We start from the raw sequence: 17674 nt of genomic DNA on the forward strand, positions 1-17674 counted from the left end.
GGCCGCGGCAGCCGAAGCGGCCGCGGCAGAGCAGGGGATGATCAGTTGGCCGGAACAGTTCCGATCACGACCGGTGAGCCATTCTTCACCTGGACCATGAAGCTCGGACGCGACATTTCCCCGTGTTCATCCCAGCATGTGTCGAGAAGGATCTTCGGGTAGTCTGCGGCCTTAAGGCACAGTCCGTGCATCTTTTCGGCGAAGGCCTCGCCATCGAGCTCGCCGACCATCTCCGTGACGTATTTCGTCGTCCAGGCGCCGATATAGCCCTTGATGGCGTCATGCGTCGGCTTGCGCTTGAAGGTCTCCTCGAACTTCTTGTCGAAGGCGCCGATGCCCGGAACATCCGTGGCGCTCGCGGTCAGGCCGACATGGGCGATGGCGCCATCCGCCGCGCTGCCTGCCAATTCGACCACCTTGGCTTCGGTCAGGGTGACTTCACCGACCAGCGGCATGGGCAGAGATTGCTTCTTGGCCTCAATGAGGAAGCGAGCGGACTCCTCCTGATTCATATAGACGAAAACGGCATCGGGGCCGGCCTGCTTCAGCTTGGCGATATCGGCAGCATAGTCGGCTTGGCCTTGCTCGGACGGCACGTCGGCGACAATCTCGATTCCGGCCTTCTTCATTTCCTGGGTGAAGACGTCATGGCCTCCCTTGCCGAACTCATTATTCACCCAGGCGACGGCGACCTTCTTCGCCTTGATCGTCCCGGTGAAATAGCTGGTCAGCGCGGGAATACCCTTTTGGGAACCCGATGATGTCCGGAAAACGAAGGGGTTTCCTTTCTGAACGATGCTCGGAGATTCCGAACCGACGAATTGCGGCGTGCCGTTCTGTTGCGCGACGAGCATATTGACCATCGTCGAGCCGGAATAAATCGTGCCGAGGATCGCATAGGCGCCTTCATCGATCGCCTTCTGTACAAGGGCGCGCGAAACCTGCGGATCGGTCTGCGTGTCATATTCGCCAAGTTCGATTTTCTTGCCGAGAATCCCGCCTTCGGCGTTGATTTCCTCGACCGCGATCTTGATCCCGTCGCGCCAATTGGTTCCTGCGGGGGCGCCGGCGCCGGAAAGCTCGGCCACCATGCCGAGCTTGACCGTGTCTTCGGCATGAGCGACACCCAATCCGACGAAGACGGCAGTTGATATTCTGAGCAGATTCTTACGGTACATACTGTCCTCCCAGTAAAAATAAGACCGGCTTTTGCGGCGCCGTCTCCTTGAGCGCCCCGGCCTCCCATCAGCAGGAGACGAAAGCTAGCCGCTTTTCAAGCACACTTCCGGTTCAGGCGGTCGCATCAACAGCAAGTCCACAAGGACAAGAGCTTGCGCGTCAAACATCCCAGCGCCCGTCATCGTCCGGCACCCACGCCGGCGTGCCTCCTGGATGAGCGGCGGAATTTCCGGCTTGGTGATGACGCAAGCAACGAATTGCCGGGCTTCCAGTTTGGATGCGTCGATCGGCAAAGGATCATCCGGCCGCATTCCGAGCGGGGTCGCGTTGGCGACGAGATCATAGCCTGCCGGATTCGCATCTCCAGACACGACCCGCCCCGGATAAAGCCTGTCGAGCCTTCCGATAATAGCATTGCGCCGCTCGGTGTCGATATCGTGGATCGCAAGCATTCCCGCTCCGCGCCTCATGATTTCGAGGGCGATCGCCGAACCCGCGCCTCCACACCCCACCAGCAGGCATCTGCGGCCGGCGACGGAAAAACCTTCCTTCTCCATTCCATCCAGAAATCCAAGTCCGTCGGTATTGTCGCCGTCCCAATCGTCGCGCGTACGGCGCACGACATTGACCGCCTCGACGAAGGTCGCGCGATCCGATGTGGTCGCGCAGAGGCCGAATGCCGCTTGCTTGTGCGGAACGGTGACGAGGATTCCGCCGACATTGGAAACCGCCCGCAGCGCCTCAAAAACGGTAGGCAGATCAGAAGAAGCCACATGCATCGGCACGACGACGGCGTCTTCCTTCCGATCGTTCAAAAGCCGCGTGATGACATCAGGCGAACGCACCTGCGCGATGGGGTCACCAACGACTATGAAAAGCCTCGTATTTCCAGAAGGAATAATTCCCGCCATCTGCCGTCCGCTTGCTAGCCGGCGAGCCGTAACATACTGCCGCACCGGGTTGTGCGGCCGTATAGCGCTCGACCTGTGTCAATTCTCCACATAAGCGTAGCGATCAACGACCGCTATATCGAGTATCATTTTCATAGGCTTCCGTAACATCATGTTAATGACCAAATCGTGCGCCGAGCGAGCACCCGAAACCGCGGAATCGGGCTGCGAGCTCTGCCGGCGACCGGGTGAAAAATGCTATTTCTTCCGCGTTGACGCTCTATCTGCGGGCCTCAGGGAACTCGCGCTCTGCATTTCATGGCGAAGAAGCTGCCGAAAGTGCTCGGCATAGGCGGATAGAGGCAGATCCCGACGATAGGCGATGTAGGTATGGAAGATGCTGTCGGCGTCGATTTCGATACCTTTTAATCCGCGAACGACGCCGTGCGCCACGGTGAACTCGTCGATGATCGCGATCCCCAGACCCGCCGCCACCAGGCTGCAAACCGTCGTGCCGAAGCGAGCCTTGATATTCATCTGATAGGCGACGCCGCTATTGGTGAACATGGCCGCCATGATCGCGCCGTACGGGTCTTTGGGGTCGATCCCGATCAACGGATAGCCAGCCATTTCCTGGGGCGTGATCTTGTCCCGGGTCGCCAGCGGGCTCGTCTCCGGGACGATGCACAGCAGCCTGCCGCTCGCCAGAGGCTCGAATTCGATAAGGGGATGATCGAAACGGGACGAGATGGCGACCAACTCGCCGCGTCCGAGGAGCAGGTAATCGATCGCCTCCTCTATCTTGAGAATGTTGACGTCGAGGCCGAGAGCGGGAAAGCGCTGCCGCAGCTTGGCGATGGCACGGGGAACCATCACATTGGCGATGCTCGGCACGGATGCGATGCGAAGCTCCTGGCTCTGTCCCCGCCCGAGCCCGGCTACGGCCGATTGGAGATCGTCGATCTTGCGATGCACGGTATCGAGCAGGTCGAAAATATTGCGCGCCTGGGATGTCGGCACAAAGCGGCCGGCGCGCCGGTCGAAGAGCCGGATACCGAGGGAATCTTCCGTATATTTCATAAGGCGGCTGAGGCCGGGCGCCGAAACGTTAAGCAACCGCGCAGCGCCTGCGATGCTGCCGGTCACCATGATGGCGCGTATGACCTCGATCTGTCTTAGCGTAAGCATCACCAGCCAAACGACACGCGCTCAGACGCATGTGTCGACATTGCATTAGCAGGGAAGGCGCGCGTAATGCAAGTTTAGGCAATCGGGCGGCGCCACTACGCCTTCACCCGTACCATGCCGGGATCGTAGAGCGATGCCAGCGACACCCGGCAGCGGATGCGCTGCCTTGCAACGTCAAGCGCATAGCTGCCAGACAGGACAAACTCCTCGGAGATGCCATCGGGGTTGCGGACGTAGCCGTAGCCGATCGCCTTACCCAGCGTATAGCCGTAGCCGCCGCTCGACAGCCAGCCGACGCGCTTGCCGTCGCGATAGATGGTTTCGCGGCCGAGCAGCACGGTATCGGGATCGTCGGGAACGAAGCAGGCGAGGCGCTTCTTCACACCCTCCTTAAGCTGCCGCTCGATCGCCTCGCGGCCACGGAAGGGAATGTTCTTTCTGATCTTCACCGCCCAGCCGAGGCCGGCCTCAACAGGCGTGTGGTCGGGGCCGATATCGGAACCCCAGGCGCGATATCCTTTTTCCAGGCGGCAGCTCTCGATGGCGCGGTAGCCGGCATTGACGAGGCCAAGCGCGCCGCCAGCAGCCATCAATACGTCATAGACCGTGGTCGCATATTCAACGGGAATATGCAGCTCGTAGCCGAGCTCGCCGACATAGGTGATGCGCAAGGCCCGCACCGGGCAGCCCGATATGCCGATGGTTCTGAACTGGCCGAAGGGGAAGGCGGCATTCGAGACGGCGCTGACGGTCACCTTCTCCAGCACGGCGCGTGCATTCGGTCCCATCAGCGACAACACGGAATAGGCCGAGGTGACGTCGACCAGCTCCGCATGCATCTCCGCCGGAATATTGCGGGCGATCCAGTCGAAGTCGTGAGTGGCGAAACCGGTGCCGGTGACGATGTAATATTCGTCCTCGGCGATGCGGGCGACGGTCAGGTCGCATTCGATGCCCCCTTTGTCGTTCAGCATCTGTGTGTAGATGAGCGATCCCACGGGCCTTGCGACATCGTTGGCGGCGATCCAGGAGAGTGCCGCCTCGGCATCCCTGCCCTTCAGCACGAATTTGGCGAATGAGGTCTGGTCGAAGATGACGGCCGCCTCGCGCACCGCCTTATGCTCGCGGCCGACGGCGTCGAACCAGTTCTGCCTGCCGTAGGTGTAAATATCCTTCGGCTCCTCATTGGCGAAGAGATCGGCGAACCAGTTCGGCCGCTCCCAGCCGAGCTTTTCGCCGAAACAGGCGCCCTGCGCCTTCAGCCGGTCATAGAGCGGCGACTTGCGGCAGGGGCGCCCGCTCGAATGCTCCTCGAACGGCCAGGCCATGGTGTAGTGCCTGCCATAGGCTTCGAGCGTGCGGGTGCGCACCCAGTCGGTATCGAAATGCGGGCGGCCGAAACGGCGGATATCGACCGGCCAGAGATCGTAAGGCGGCTCGCCCTTGGTCACCCATTCGGCAAGCGCCATGCCGGCGCCGCCGGCCGAGGCGATGCCGAAGGCGTTGAAGCCGGCGCCGACAAAGAAATTTTTGAGCTCGGGCGCTTCGCCGAGAATGAAGTTACCATCCGGCGTAAAGCTTTCCGGGCCGTTCAACAGCTGCTTGACGCCGACATTCTCCAGCGCCGGGACGCGGCCGAGCGCCTGTTCCATGATTTGCTCGAAATGCTCGAAATTGCTGTCCAGCAGGGAGTAGTGAAAACCTTCTGGGATGCCCTTCTCCGCCCAGGCGATGGGGTTCGGCTCGTAGCCGCCCATGACGATGCCGCCGACCTCTTCTTTATAGTAGGTCAGGCGATCGGGATCGCGCAGCGTCGGCAGGTTGGAGGGCACGCCGAAGGATTCGGTGATGATATATTGGTGCTCGACCGAGACCAGCGGCACGTTGACGCCGAAGCGGGCAGCGAAGGCGCGCGTCCATTGGCCGGCGCAGACGACGACGCGCTCGCATTCGATGCGGCCTTCAGCCGTGACGACGGCGCGGATCTTTCCCTTGTCGATCTCGAGGTCGAGAACCTCGGTATCCTCGAAGATCGAAACGCCGGACATGCGGGCGCCCTTTGCCAGCGCCTGGGTGATGTCGGAAGGGTTGGCCTGGCCGTCGGTCGGCAGGAAGGCGGCGCCGACCAGATCGTCTATTGTCATCAGCGGCCAGAGGTCGAAGGCCTCCTGCGGCGTCAGCAACTGCATTTCAAGGCCGAAGGACTGCGCCGTGGTCGCCTGCCGCTTGACCTCCGTCCAGCGCTCCTCGTTGCAGGCGAGACGCAGACCGCCGTTCATCTTCCAGCCGGTGCCGAGACCGGTTTCCGCCTCCAGGCGCTTATAGAGATCGACGGAATAACCGAGCAGCTGGGTGATGTTGGCGCTGGTGCGCAGCTGGCCGACAAGGCCGGCGGCATGGAAGGTGGTGCCCGAGGTGAGCTTCTTGCGCTCCAGCAGGACGGTATCGGTCCAGCCGAGCTTACCGAGATGATAGGCAGTCGAGCAGCCGATGATGCCGCCGCCGATGACCACGGCTTTTGCCGTCTTAGGTAATTCTCTGGTCATTTATCGATCCTGTTCAAAGGCTTGATAGGCGCGGTCGAAACGGGCCAGATTTTCGGCCGTATAGGCGCCGTAGTCGAAATCGATGGTGGAATGGATTTCCGAAATCATGCTCCAGAGCGCCTCGCGCAGCAGCGAGGCGCATTTCATCGCGCCGTAGCGGCGGCGGAGATCATCGGTCGGCGGCCGGTCGAAATAAATCTCCAGCATCATTTGCTCGGCGGCTTGCGAGAACTCGTTGTTGGAGGCCAACCCGCCGAGATCGAACAGCGGCGTGTTGAAGCCGGCATAATCCCAGTCGATCAGCCAGAGCCGCTTGCCGTCATCGAGAAAATTGGCGGCCAGCAGGTCGTTATGGCAGAAGGCGATCTCGAACGGCGCTGCCGCCTCTTCCAATGTCTCGGCCTTGGCGATCAACGCCGGCAGCAGTGGAAGGTGGAGGCTTCCCGACTCCTTCAGGCTGGCTGCGTAGTCGCGGATGACATGGAAGACCCAGAAGATCATCGCCGGGCCACGGAAATGCCGAGCGATGTCGCAATGGCAGGCGCGCACCAGCGGAATGACCCGGGCCAGCATTTCCGGCGTCCTGATATCCTCGGGCGACAGCGCCCGCGCCTCGATATAGTCGAGCACCAGCACGCCGGGCGAATGGTGGATGACGGCGGGCGACAGGCCGGCGGCGTGCGCCGCACGGCTTGCGGCAAGCTCGTTCTGCCTGATGATGTGGTGGATCGGAATGTCGGTGCCGAGTCTCACCACGCAGCGCGCGACGGCATCGCTGACCAGATAGTTCCTGTTGGTGATGCCGCCAGATATCGGCGAAATTTCAATCGGACCCTGCCAGATGCCAAGCGCATGAATCCTATCCTCAGGCGTCATGCTATCCCCCTTGCGGCGCTGGCAAAATGATGGGGCAGAGGAGGATAGGCTGTCAAGCAGGCGCGCGCGTCCTCCCGGACGCGCAAAGGGTGCTGCAGTGTCAGATCGTCTTGCCGGCGGCGTCGAAGACGTGGCAGCGGGCCGGATCGAAGAGAGCCTTCACATTGGCGCCGGCCTCGACCTTCTGCTGACCGTCGAGCGCGACCGTCAGCAGCTGGCCATCGGGCGTCGTGGTGTAGAGCATGGTGGCGCCGCCGAGATTTTCGACTAGGTCGACATTCACGGTCGAAAGCGTGATGGTGCCCTGCGTGAGGGAGAGATGCTCGGGGCGGATGCCGAAGGTGACGGCCTCGCCTGCCTCGCCCTTCAGCCGGCGCGGCAGGCGGACGGAATTGCCGCAAACATGAATGCTGGTTTCGGCTTCACCGACCTCTTCGATGCGCGCCTGCAGAAAGTTCATCTTCGGGCTGCCGATAAAGCCGGCGACGAAGCGGTTGGCCGGGTTGTTGTAGAGGTCGAGCGGCGCGCCGACCTGCTCGATGCGGCCGGAATTCAAGACGACGATCTTGTCGGCCATCGTCATCGCTTCGACCTGGTCATGGGTGACGTAGATCATGGTGTTGCCGAGCTGCCGGTGCAGCCTGGAAATTTCGACGCGCATCTGCACGCGCAGTTCGGCATCGAGATTCGACAGCGGTTCGTCAAACAGGAAGATGCGTGGCTCGCGGACGATGGCGCGACCGATGGCCACGCGCTGGCGCTGGCCGCCGGAGAGCGCCTTTGGCTTACGCTCCAGGAGCTTCTCGATTTGCAGGATCTCGGCGGCGCGTTTGACCTTCGGCTGGATATCGGCCTTCTTGTAACCCGCAGTCTCCAGGCCGAAGGCGAGGTTCTTGTAGACCGACATATGCGGATAGAGGGCATAGGACTGGAAGACCATGGCGATGCCGCGCTTGGCTGGAGCCACCTCGTTCATGCGCTCGCTGTCGAGCAGCAGCGCGCCGCCCGATATTTCCTCGAGGCCGGCGATCATCCGCAGGAGGGTCGATTTTCCGCAGCCCGACGGGCCGACGAAAACGACGAATTCGCCGGGATCGATCGTCAGGTCGATGCCATGGATCACATCGAAGGCGCCGTAGCGCTTCTCGACCTTCTGAAGAACGACACTGGTTGCCATCGTCTCTAAACCCTCTCTTGCCGTTACCTGGTTCTTGCGCGCCAATCGGCGTATTTCGGACTGTCGGGGCCGACCGGCAGCGGCACTTCGGCGCCGCTGTCGGACGACTGGTAGATGGCCGTGACGAGTTCCAGCGCACGGCGCGCATCCTTCGTCGTCACCGGCAACGGCGCCTGGCCCCTCAGGAACGCATGAAACTGGCCCATCTGGGTGGTGAACCGCGGCGCGACCGGCTGCCAGTCGCCGACCACCTGATCGATCTTCTGCTTGATATCGTCATTGGCGGCGATGATCTTCCAGGGATCCTTGCCAGGCGTATAAGGTTCGTGCGTGCTTTCGAAGGTGACGTTTTCGAAGTGCAGCCTCAACCGGCTGATCTGCTCCTGCGAACCCAGCGTGCAGGACAGCGAGACAAAGGCGCCGTTTTCCATCAGCAGGCTTGCAGAGGCGCAGTCCTCGACCTCGATATCGTTGACGCGGGTGGCGACGCGGCCGAAGACCCTTGCCGCCGGGCCCATTAGATGCATCAGCATGTCGTGCAGATGCAGCGCATGGGTGACGAGCACGCCGCCGAGCTCGGTCGCCCATTTGCCGCGCCAGGGAACGGCGTAATATTCCGGCTTGCGCAGCCAGAAGGTTTCGACGGAAGCCGTATAGGGCTTGCCGGCGATGCCGGCATCGATGATCCGCTTGGCCTTCTGGATGCCATCGCCGTAACGGTACTGGAAGATCGGCATCAGCACGCCCTTGGCTGCCCTTTCCGCTTCCATGATCCTATCGACGCCGGCAAGCGAGCCGGTCAGCGGCTTTTCGCAAACGACATGTTTGCCGGCGGCGAGCGCTGCCACCACTTGTTCCAGGTGGATGCCGGGCGGGGTGCAGATATCGATGATGTCGATCGTATCGTCGGCCAGCAGCTCCGCAAAGGAGGTGGTGCGGCGTTCGATGCCGAACTCGTCGCCGACTGACGCCAGTCGCTCCTCGTTCAGGTCGCAGATCGCCACGACCTTGAACTTGTCGGAATGCGGCAAATAACCTTCGACGATATGGGAGCGGCCGATACCGCAGCCGACGATCGCGACCGTCTTAATGCTCATGTCACTCTTTCCCATTGCCGCCATCAACGTTTCATGCCCGTGGTGGCGATGCCCTCGATCAGCAGGCGCTGGAAGAACAGGAAGAAGAAGAAGACCGGCACGAGCGTCAGGGTGGACATGGCGAAGAGGCCGCCCCAGTCCGAGGCGCTGGTGGAATCCACAAAGGTGCGCAGGCCGAGTTGAATCGTATAGGTGTTCATGTCGTTCAGGTAGATCAGCGGACCGAAGAAGTCATCCCAGGTCCAGATGAAGGAGAAGATGGCGGCAGTCGCCAGCACCGGCAGCGACAGCGGCAGCATGATCTTCCAATAGATGCGCCAGGCGCTGCAGCCGTCCATCATCGCCGCCTCATCGAGCTCACGCGGGATGCCGCGGAAGAACTGCACCATCAGGAAGATGAAGAAGGCGTCGCTTGCCAGGAACTTCGGCACGACGAGCGGCAGGATCGTGTTCACCCACCCGAGATCGAGGAAGAGCACATATTGCGGGATCAACGTCACGTGATAGGGGATCATCAGCGTGCCGAGCATGATGGCGAACCAGAAGTTCCGGCCGGCAAAACGCAGCCTGGCAAAGGCGTAGGCCGTCAGCGAACAAGCGATGACATTGCCGATCACCACCAGCAGCGAGATGACAAGCGAATTCCAGAAGAACCGGCCGAAACTGACGTCGAGCCCGGTCCAGCCGCGCAGATAGGAAGAGAAGTCGATCGACGACGGAATGATCGAAGTCGATGAGAAGATCTCGTTTTCCGGCCTGACCGACGCCGAGACCATCCACAGCAACGGATAAAGCATCAGAAGCGAGGCGGCGATCAGCAGGGCGTGGATGACGATCGAGGCCGGCAAGCTGCGTTTGGTGATATCCGATGGCGGCCTGGCCGCAGTGACGGAAGCGGTCATCTCAGTCATCGTAGTGCACCCAATAACGCGAGGTCAGGAAGGAGAAAGCCGTGAAGATCGCGATGATCACCACCAGGATCCAGGCAAGCGCCGAGGCATAGCCCATCCGGAAATTGCCGAAGGCTTCCTGATAGAGATAGAGCGTGTAGAAGAGCGTCGAGTTGATCGGGCCGCCGGTGCCGCCTGATATGATGAAGGCCGGCGTAAAGGCCTTGAAGGCTTCGATCGTCTGCACGACGGCGTTGAAGAAGATCACCGGCGTCAGCAGCGGCAGCGTGATCTTGTAGAATTGCCGGAATTTCGAGGCGCCGTCGAGGCTCGCCGCCTCATACATGTCCTGCGGGATCTGGCGCAGGCCTGCTAGGAAGATGATCATCGGCGAACCGAACTGCCAGACCGAGAGCGCCACCAGCGTGTAGATCGAATAGTTCGGATGCGAGATCCAGCTCGGACCTTCGATGCCGAACTGCGAGAGCGCGGCATTGACGAGACCGTCGCTGGCGAAAAGCTGGCGCCAGAGCACGGCGATCGCCACGCTGCCGCCGAGCAACGAAGGGAGGTAGAAGATGGCGCGATAGAAGGTCAGCCCGCGCAGGCCGCGGTTCAACGCCATGGCGACCAGCAGGGCAAAGGTCAGCTTGAACGGCACCGAGAAGACGACATAAGTCAGGGTGACGTTCATAGCGGCCGAGAATTTCGGATCCGCCGTGGCGATGCGCACGTAATTCGCCATTCCCACCCACCGCGGCGACTGAAGCATGTCGAAGTCGGTGAAGGAGAGATAGAGCGAAATCAGGGCCGGCCCGAGCGTCAGCCCGAAAAAGCCGACGAGCCATGGCAGAAGGAAGAGATAACCGGGAGCATTGGCATTCCAGAGACGACGCAAGCGTCCCTCGGCCACGGCTCCCTGATATCTTTCCACTGATATAGCCCCTGCGGGCGTGCGCATCGCATTGCTCATACGGGATCAGCCTCTTGCGAGAATCTGCGTAATTTCAGTGACAAGCTGTTTGCCGCCATCGGCGGGAGACAGCTGTCCGAAACCGACCTGTTCGGCAATGTTTCGCAGCATCAGCTCGCCTTCACCGGCACCGGCCGGGGGCGGCGGAGGCAATTTGCCGGCGAGATCGCCGAGACCGCTGACATAGGCCAGTGCCACCTTGCCGTTTTCATCGAGCTTCGCCGCGACGACCTCGCGCATGGCAGCCGATTCCGGAATGCCGCGCTCGACATCCAGGAGCAGCACTGCCTCAGGATTCTTGACGAAGAAATTGACGTAGTCGACGGCTAGGTCGATTGCTTTCGACTGGGCCGAGACCGAGAAGAACATCGAAGGCTTGCGATAGTGGCCGCCCTTCGAATCCGGCTTGACTCGCATGTAATTGGTGAGCGCCAGCTTATCCTTGTTCATTGCCTGATAGGCGACGAACTGGTTGGAATGGGCGAAACCGGCGGCCGATTTGCCGAGCGACACCGTGTTGGTTTCGATATCATTCTTGTCGAGAGCCTGAATATCGGCGGGAACGCAGGCGCCCGCCTCACGGAACTTGGCCCACATGTCGTACCATTCCGATGCATCCTCCACACCGAAACCGATCTTGCCGTCGGCGGTATAGAGCGCCTTGCCGCGTTGACGCAGCCAGTTCTCGAACAGCGGTTCAGCGCCGCTGCCGTCGGCTATACCGAACATGCCCTTGCGCTTACCGGCCTTCGTGATCTCCGCACCCATCCGGGCGAATTCATCCCAGGTGGTCGCCTGCGTCGGCAGATCGACGCCGGCCTCCTTGAAGGCGGTGGTGTTGAGCACCGTCGCGGCGGAATTGGCGCCGAGGCTGACGCCATAGAGATGGCCGTCGACGCTGCCGCCCTCGATCTGGGCCTTGTCGAAATCGTCGAGATTGAGCTTGGCCGGCATATAGGATTCGAGCGGGGCGAGCGCGCCACGCCGTGCATATTGGACGATATAACGATAGTCCATCTGGATGACGTCGGGCGCGTTGCGGCCCGCGACCTGGGTCGCAAGGCGCGGCCAGTAATCGCCCCAGCCGAGGAACTCGCCGGTGATCGACGTGCCGGGATTCTTGGTCTGATAGAGCTGCGACACCTTGTTGGTTCGGTCGGCGCGCGGCTGCGAGCCCCACCACAGGAGACGCAGGCGCTTTTCCTGGGCCAATGCGCTGGTGCCGAGCGCCGAGAGCGACAGAAGTGCTGCGCCTCCGGCCACGAAATTACGTCTGTTTACACGCAGAGTCATTTTTTCCTCCTCCAAAGGGAAGCGCCTCCACACGCTTCCAAACCAGTTTTGCTTGCGCAAATAACTAATTGGTTACAAGCTACGAGCAAAGCGGCAAGCCTGTCAAGCGGTGTCGGTTAGAGCATGATGGCGAAAAGCCTCGACGGTTTCAGGCGACGTCATACTCCGACCTTCTGTTGCGGTGGGCCGCCCTTCCAAATTCGGTTTTTACAATTTCGCACCGAAGGCTTATGAGCGCAGCACGTGGAGACAGGGGTGGAGCGATGAACGACAGCGGGGGAAACAGAGAAAAGAAGCAGGCCCGGCGACCGTCGACAGAACGGACGGCCCAACGCGATCCGGAGCGGACACGCGCGGCGATCCTCGAAGCGGCAACCCAGGAATTCGCCGAAAACGGCATGGGCGGCGCCCGCGTCGACGCCATCGCCGAACGGGCCGGCACCAACAAACGCATGCTTTATCATTATTTCGGCGACAAGGAGCAGCTCTATCTCAAGGTGCTCGAGGAGGCCTATGTCGGCATCCGCACCGCCGAGCGCGCGCTGCATATCGGCGACCGCAGCCCAGAGGAAGGCATCAGCGAATTGGCGCTCTTCACCTGGCGCTATTTCCTCCAGCACCCAGAATTCCTGAGCCTGCTCGGGACGGAAAACCTGCATCGCGCCCGGTGGCTGCGCCAATCCGTCCGCCTCAAGGAACTGCATTCGCACCTGATCGGCGAGCTATCCCAAGTTCTCGAGCAGGGGAAAAAACAGGGCGTCTTCATCGAGACGGCCGATCCGCTGCATGTCTACCTGACGATCGCCTCGCTCGGCTATTTCTACCTTTCCAACCAGTACACGCTCTCGACGATCTTCGGCCGCGACCTGATCGAGCCGGCCAATCTCAACGCCTGGGAAAGCCATATCGTCCACGTCACGCTCGCCTCGATCAAGCGCTGAATAGCGAAAGCAGGATTTGACTATTGACAGGTTCGCTGCTCTTCTGCCATCAAGTAACCGTTTAGTTACCGGCTTGGGAGGGTCGGGCCAGGACGCCCGCTCCCGCCGCAAAAAACTGCAGGGAGGAAAAAATGGCACGCTTGGGGATCATCTTGCACGGCGTCACCGGCCGCATGGGTTACAACCAGCATCTGGTGCGCTCGATCCTGGCCTTCCGCGACCAGGGCGGCATCACGCTGAAATCGGGAGAGAAACTCGAGATCGACCCGATCATCGTCGGCCGCAACGGCGCGAAGATGGAAGAGCTGGGGAAGAAGCATAACATCAAGCGCTGGTCGACCGATCTCGATGCCGCGCTGGCCAACCCCAACGACACGATCTTCTTCGACGCCGGCACGACGCTGATGCGCGCCGAGCTTCTGTCCAAGGCACTCGACGCCGGCAAGCACGTCTATTGCGAAAAGCCGATTTCCGACGATCTGCAGGTGGCGATCGATCTCGCCCGCAAGGCACGCCGCTCCGGGCTCAAGCATGGCGTCGTGCAGGACAAGCTCTTCTTGCCCGGCCTGCGCAAACTGGCGCTGCTCAGAGATTCCGGCTTCTTCGGCAAGATCCTCTCGGTGCGCGGCGAATTCGGCTACTGGGTATTCGAAGGCGATTGGGGCGTGCCGGCGCAGCGCCCCTCCTGGAACTACCGAAAGGGCGACGGCGGCGGCATCATCCTCGACATGCTCTGCCATTGGCGCTACGTGCTCGACAACCTGTTCGGCGAAGTCAAGGCCGTTTCCTGCCTGGGCGCCACCCATATTCCGCGCCGCATCGACGAGCAGGGCAAGTCCTATGACTGCGATACGGACGATGCGGCCTATGCGACCTTCGAGCTGGAAGGCGGGGCGATCGCGCAGATCAACTCCTCCTGGGCCGTTCGCGTACGCCGCGACGACCTCGTCACCTTCCAGGTCGACGGCACACATGGCTCGGCCGTCGCCGGCCTGACGAAATGCTGGAGCCAGCATCGCGTCAACACGCCGAAGCCGGTCTGGAACCCCGACCAGCCGCAGACGATCGACTTCTACAAGACCTGGGACGAGGTTCCGGATACGCAGGCCTTCGACAACGGTTTCAAGGCGCAGTGGGAAATGTTCATCCGCCACGTCGTCGAAGATGCTCCCTGGCCCTATGGGCTGGAAGCGGGCGCCAAGGGCGTGCAGCTTGCCGAACTCGGGCTGAAATCCTGGGCCGAGCGCCGCTGGCTCGACGTCCCCACACTGGAGTTCTGAGCCGTGACCACGATCAATCTTCCCCTCGACGGCAAGATCGTTCCCTACACGCTGACCGGCACGCCGATCGAACTCAAAAAACGCGACGCCAAGAGCTTTCCGCGCATCGCCTTTGCCGCCGCCCATGTGGTCGCCGATCCGCTTGCCGACAACGATCCCTGGCTGACGCCGGCGATCGACTGGGAGCGGACGCTCGCCTTCCGCCACCGGCTCTGGGATCTCGGCCTCGGCGTCGCCGAAGCGATGGACACTGCACAGCGTGGCATGGGCCTCGGCTGGCCGGAGGCGCGCGACCTGATCCGCCGGGCGCTTGCCGAGGCGGCCGGCCGCAAGGACGCGCTGATCGCTTGCGGCGCCGGCACCGATCATCTGTCACCCGGTCCCGACGTGACCGTCGATAAAATCATCAAGGGCTATGAAGAGCAGATCGAAACGGTGGAGGCGGCCGGCGGACGTATCATTCTGATGGCAAGCCGGGCGCTTGCCGTCGCGGCAAAAGGCCCGGACGATTACGTCAGGGTCTATGACCGCATCCTTCGTCAGGTAAGGGAACCCGTCATCATCCACTGGCTGGGAGAGATGTTCGACCCGGCGCTCGAGGGGTACTGGGGCAATGGCGACCACCTGAAGGCGATGGAAACGTGTCTGCAGGTGATCGAAGCCAATGCCGCCAAGGTCGACGGCATCAAGATCTCGCTGCTTTCCAAGGAGAAGGAAGTCACCATGCGCCGGCAACTGCCGAGATCCGTGCGCATGTATACCGGCGATGACTTCAACTATGCCGAACTGATTGCCGGCGACGAAGAGGGCCATTCGGACGCGCTGCTCGGCATCTTCGACGCCATCGCGCCGGCAGCTTCAGCTGCTCTCGACGCGCTCGGCCGCAAGAGCAACCACGAGTTCTTCGATCTGCTCGAGCCGACCGTGCCGCTGTCGCGCCACATCTTCAAGGCGCCGACCCGCTTCTACAAGACCGGCGTCGTCTTCCTCGCCTACCTCAACGGCTTGCAAGACCATTTTACCATGGTTGGCGGCCAGCAGAGCACGCGTTCGCTCACGCATCTGGCCGAACTCTTTCGCCTGGCCGACAAGGCGCGGGTGCTCGCCGATCCGGAACTCGCAGCGGCGCGGATGCGCCAAGTGCTGGCCGTCCACGGCGTTCACTGAACTCGCACGGGAGGAATGAGATGCAGGTCGAAGGACTTTCGATCAACCTGGCGACAATCCGCGAGCAATGCGGCTTTGCCGAAGCCGTCGATATCTGCCTGAAGCATGGCATCACCTCGATTGCGCCCTGGCGCGACCAGGTCGCCAAGGCCGGCCTCGATGAGGCGGTCAGGATCGTCAAGTCAAACGGCATCAAACTCACCGGTCTTTGCCGCGGCGGCTTTTTTCCGGCGGCGAACGAGGCCGACTGGCAAAAGAACCTCGACGACAACAGGCGCGCCATCGACGAAGCGGCCGCGTTTTCCGCCGATTGCCTCGTGCTCGTCGTCGGCGGCCTGCCCGGCAGCTCGAAGGATATTGTGGCGGCCCGGCAAATGGTGTTCGACGGCATCGCCGCCGTTCTGCCGCATGCCCAAGCATCCGGTGTGAAGCTCGCGATCGAGCCGCTGCATCCGATGTATGCCGCGGACCGGGCCTGCGTAAATACGCTCGGCCAGGCGCTCGACATGTGCGAAGCCCTCGGCGAGGATGTCGGCGTTGCGATCGATGTCTACCATGTCTGGTGGGATCCGGATCTTGCCAACCAGATCGCCCGCGCCGGGCGGATGAAACGGATATTTGCCCACCACATCTGCGACTGGCTGGTGCCGACCAAGGATATGCTGCTCGACCGCGGCATGATGGGCGACGGCGTCATCGACCTCAGGGGCATAAGACGGATGATCGAGGCGGGGGGCTTCTTCGGGGCGCAGGAAGTGGAGATCTTTTCGGCGGAGACCTGGTGGAAGCGCCCGGCCGACGAGGTGATCGCCACCTGCGTCGAGCGCTTCCTCAGCTGCTGCCAGATCTGATTTTCAAAATTCGTTTCATTAGCATGCAGGAGGATTCATTCGATGGAGAAACGCCGTTTTGCCCTGATCGGCACCGGTAACCGCGGCACCACCATGTGGGGCAAGGACCTGCTTGCCGGCTGGCGCGAACATGTCGACCTGACCGCCATCGTCGAGAAGAACTCGCTGCGCGGCGAGCGCGCCCGCAACATGATCGGCAGCAACGCGCCGCTTTACGAAAACATCGATTCCATGCTCGCCGAGCAGAAGCCGGATCTGGTCATCGTCTGCACACCCGACCAGACGCATGACGATATCATCGTGCGGGCGCTGGAGTCCGGCATCGACGTCATCACCGAAAAGCCGATGACCACCTCGATCGAGAAAATTCGCCGGATTCTCGACGCCGAGAAGCGCACCGGCCGCCGGGTCGATGTCTCCTTCAACTATCGCTATGCGCCGACGGCGGCCAGGATCAAGGAACTGCTCAATGCCGGCGAGATCGGCCGGGTGACCTCCGTCGACTTTCACTGGTATTTGAACACCAAGCACGGCGCCGATTACTTTCGCCGCTGGCACGCCTATACGGAAAATTCCGGCAGCCTGTTCGTTCACAAGGCCACCCACCATTTCGATCTCCTGAACTGGTATCTCGACAGCGACCCTGAGGCCGTCACGTCCTTCGCCGATCTGCAGAACTACGGCCGCAAGGGCCCGTTCCGCGGACCCCGCTGCAAACTCTGTCCGCACGCGCATGAATGCGACTATTATCTCGATCTCGAAGCCGACCCTTTCCTCGATCAGCTTTACGAGGACCCGTCGAAGATCGACGGCTATTTTCGCGATGGCTGCGTTTTCCGCGAGGATATCGACATCCCCGACACGATGGTGGTGTCGCTCCGCTACCGCAACAACGTCCATGTCTCCTATTCGCTGAACACCTTCCAGCCGATCGAGGGCCATCACCTTGCCTTCAACGGCACGAAGGGCCGTATCGAAATCCGCCAGTATGAGGCGCAGCCCTGGGAACGGCCGAAGGAGGACACTATTCTTCTCATCCGGAATTTCCCGAATGGCAGGCAAGCCGTCGAGCGGATCGTCGTCCCGCATTTCACCGGCGGTCATTACGGCGGCGACGACCGCATGCGCAACATGATCTTCAAACCCGACATGGAAGACAGGCTCGGCCAGCGGGCCGGCACGCGGGCGGGCGCCATGTCCGTGCTCTGCGGCATTGCCGCGCTGACGAGTTCGCGCACCGGCAAGATGGTCGAAATCGCCGAGCTGATGCCCGAACTTGCCAATGACGGTTCACCCAATTCGCTGAGGACACCGCGCTAACGCGCG

General features: G+C 61.5%; 15 protein-coding genes. 5 read left to right on the top strand and 10 right to left on the bottom strand.

Annotation, left to right across the window (positions count from 1 at the left end; genetic code table 11):
- Positions 1 to 41: 41 nt before the first annotated feature.
- From A7X77_RS03710 to A7X77_RS03755, 10 genes are all read right to left on the bottom strand, one after another.
- Positions 42 to 1178, bottom strand: coding sequence for an ABC transporter substrate-binding protein (locus A7X77_RS03710; RefSeq protein ID WP_064681627.1), 1137 nt, complete (start codon positions 1176 to 1178; stop codon positions 42 to 44).
- Between the two features lie 84 nt (positions 1179 to 1262).
- A complete protein-coding gene (locus A7X77_RS03715) occupies positions 1263 to 2090 on the bottom strand; it encodes a shikimate dehydrogenase family protein (RefSeq protein WP_064681628.1) in 828 nt (275 codons plus the stop codon).
- 237 nt (positions 2091 to 2327) lie between these two features.
- Positions 2328 to 3257, bottom strand: a complete 930-nt coding sequence (locus A7X77_RS03720) for a LysR family transcriptional regulator (protein ID WP_064681629.1) — start codon at positions 3255 to 3257, stop codon at positions 2328 to 2330.
- Between the two features lie 95 nt (positions 3258 to 3352).
- Positions 3353 to 5803 (bottom strand): GcvT family protein, encoded by a 2451-nt coding sequence (locus A7X77_RS03725; protein WP_064681630.1) that lies wholly within the window; start codon positions 5801 to 5803, stop codon positions 3353 to 3355.
- Entirely contained in the window at positions 5804 to 6679 is an 876-nt protein-coding gene (locus A7X77_RS03730; protein WP_064681631.1) for a choline kinase family protein, read from the bottom strand.
- Between the two features lie 100 nt (positions 6680 to 6779).
- Positions 6780 to 7856, bottom strand: coding sequence for an ABC transporter ATP-binding protein (locus A7X77_RS03735; protein WP_064681632.1), 1077 nt, complete (start codon positions 7854 to 7856; stop codon positions 6780 to 6782).
- A gap of 23 nt (positions 7857 to 7879) precedes the next feature.
- Positions 7880 to 8977 (bottom strand): Gfo/Idh/MocA family protein, encoded by a 1098-nt coding sequence (locus tag A7X77_RS03740; protein ID WP_197486778.1) that lies wholly within the window; start codon positions 8975 to 8977, stop codon positions 7880 to 7882.
- Positions 8977 to 9864 (bottom strand): carbohydrate ABC transporter permease, encoded by an 888-nt coding sequence (locus A7X77_RS03745; protein WP_156668073.1) that lies wholly within the window; start codon positions 9862 to 9864, stop codon positions 8977 to 8979. The genes A7X77_RS03740 and A7X77_RS03745 overlap by 1 nt, the downstream gene beginning before the upstream one ends.
- A complete protein-coding gene (locus A7X77_RS03750) occupies positions 9857 to 10816 on the bottom strand; it encodes a carbohydrate ABC transporter permease (RefSeq protein ID WP_064681635.1) in 960 nt (319 codons plus the stop codon). Before A7X77_RS03750 ends, A7X77_RS03745 begins: the two co-directional genes overlap by 8 nt.
- A 6-nt stretch (positions 10817 to 10822) precedes the next feature.
- A complete protein-coding gene (locus tag A7X77_RS03755) occupies positions 10823 to 12109 on the bottom strand; it encodes an ABC transporter substrate-binding protein (protein WP_064681636.1) in 1287 nt (428 codons plus the stop codon).
- A 263-nt stretch (positions 12110 to 12372) separates the two neighbouring features.
- On the opposite strand from A7X77_RS03755, the gene A7X77_RS03760 reads away from it, so the two are divergent.
- The 5 genes from A7X77_RS03760 (at position 12373) to A7X77_RS03780 (ending at position 17668) form a co-directional block, all read left to right on the top strand.
- Complete coding sequence (locus tag A7X77_RS03760; RefSeq protein ID WP_064681637.1) at positions 12373 to 13050, top strand: TetR/AcrR family transcriptional regulator; 678 nt, start codon at positions 12373 to 12375, stop codon at positions 13048 to 13050.
- A gap of 131 nt (positions 13051 to 13181) precedes the next feature.
- Positions 13182 to 14330 (top strand): Gfo/Idh/MocA family protein, encoded by a 1149-nt coding sequence (locus A7X77_RS03765; RefSeq protein ID WP_064681638.1) that lies wholly within the window; start codon positions 13182 to 13184, stop codon positions 14328 to 14330.
- Positions 14331 to 14333: 3 nt separating this feature from the next.
- A complete protein-coding gene (locus tag A7X77_RS03770; protein ID WP_064681639.1) occupies positions 14334 to 15497 on the top strand; it encodes a dihydrodipicolinate synthase family protein in 1164 nt (387 codons plus the stop codon).
- 20 nt (positions 15498 to 15517) lie between these two features.
- A complete protein-coding gene (locus A7X77_RS03775) occupies positions 15518 to 16348 on the top strand; it encodes a sugar phosphate isomerase/epimerase family protein (RefSeq protein WP_064681640.1) in 831 nt (276 codons plus the stop codon).
- A 42-nt stretch (positions 16349 to 16390) separates the two neighbouring features.
- Positions 16391 to 17668 (top strand): Gfo/Idh/MocA family protein, encoded by a 1278-nt coding sequence (locus A7X77_RS03780; protein WP_064681641.1) that lies wholly within the window; start codon positions 16391 to 16393, stop codon positions 17666 to 17668.
- Positions 17669 to 17674 lie beyond the last annotated feature (6 nt).

Origin of the sequence: Rhizobium bangladeshense (assembly GCF_001662075.1) — a bacterium.
Classification (GTDB): Bacteria; Pseudomonadota; Alphaproteobacteria; order Rhizobiales; family Rhizobiaceae; genus Rhizobium; species Rhizobium bangladeshense_B.

Bases quoted from the DNA above. Each gene is read 5' to 3' on its own strand.
- A7X77_RS03780 (WP_064681641.1), top strand. From the start codon at position 16,391: ATGGAGAAACGCCGTTTTGCCCTGATCGGCACCGGTAACCGCGGCACC.
- A7X77_RS03775 (WP_064681640.1), top strand. From the start codon at position 15,518: ATGCAGGTCGAAGGACTTTCGATCAACCTGGCGACAATCCGCGAGCAA.
- A7X77_RS03725 (WP_064681630.1), bottom strand. From the start codon at position 5,803: ATGACCAGAGAATTACCTAAGACGGCAAAAGCCGTGGTCATCGGCGGC.
- A7X77_RS03765 (WP_064681638.1), top strand. From the start codon at position 13,182: ATGGCACGCTTGGGGATCATCTTGCACGGCGTCACCGGCCGCATGGGT.
- A7X77_RS03715 (WP_064681628.1), bottom strand. From the start codon at position 2,090: ATGGCGGGAATTATTCCTTCTGGAAATACGAGGCTTTTCATAGTCGTT.
- A7X77_RS03740 (WP_197486778.1), bottom strand. From the start codon at position 8,977: ATGGCGGCAATGGGAAAGAGTGACATGAGCATTAAGACGGTCGCGATC.
- A7X77_RS03730 (WP_064681631.1), bottom strand. From the start codon at position 6,679: ATGACGCCTGAGGATAGGATTCATGCGCTTGGCATCTGGCAGGGTCCG.
- A7X77_RS03755 (WP_064681636.1), bottom strand. From the start codon at position 12,109: ATGACTCTGCGTGTAAACAGACGTAATTTCGTGGCCGGAGGCGCAGCA.
- A7X77_RS03760 (WP_064681637.1), top strand. From the start codon at position 12,373: ATGAACGACAGCGGGGGAAACAGAGAAAAGAAGCAGGCCCGGCGACCG.
- A7X77_RS03720 (WP_064681629.1), bottom strand. From the start codon at position 3,257: ATGCTTACGCTAAGACAGATCGAGGTCATACGCGCCATCATGGTGACC.
- A7X77_RS03745 (WP_156668073.1), bottom strand. From the start codon at position 9,864: ATGACTGAGATGACCGCTTCCGTCACTGCGGCCAGGCCGCCATCGGAT.
- A7X77_RS03710 (WP_064681627.1), bottom strand. From the start codon at position 1,178: ATGTACCGTAAGAATCTGCTCAGAATATCAACTGCCGTCTTCGTCGGA.
- A7X77_RS03735 (WP_064681632.1), bottom strand. From the start codon at position 7,856: ATGGCAACCAGTGTCGTTCTTCAGAAGGTCGAGAAGCGCTACGGCGCC.
- A7X77_RS03750 (WP_064681635.1), bottom strand. From the start codon at position 10,816: ATGAGCAATGCGATGCGCACGCCCGCAGGGGCTATATCAGTGGAAAGA.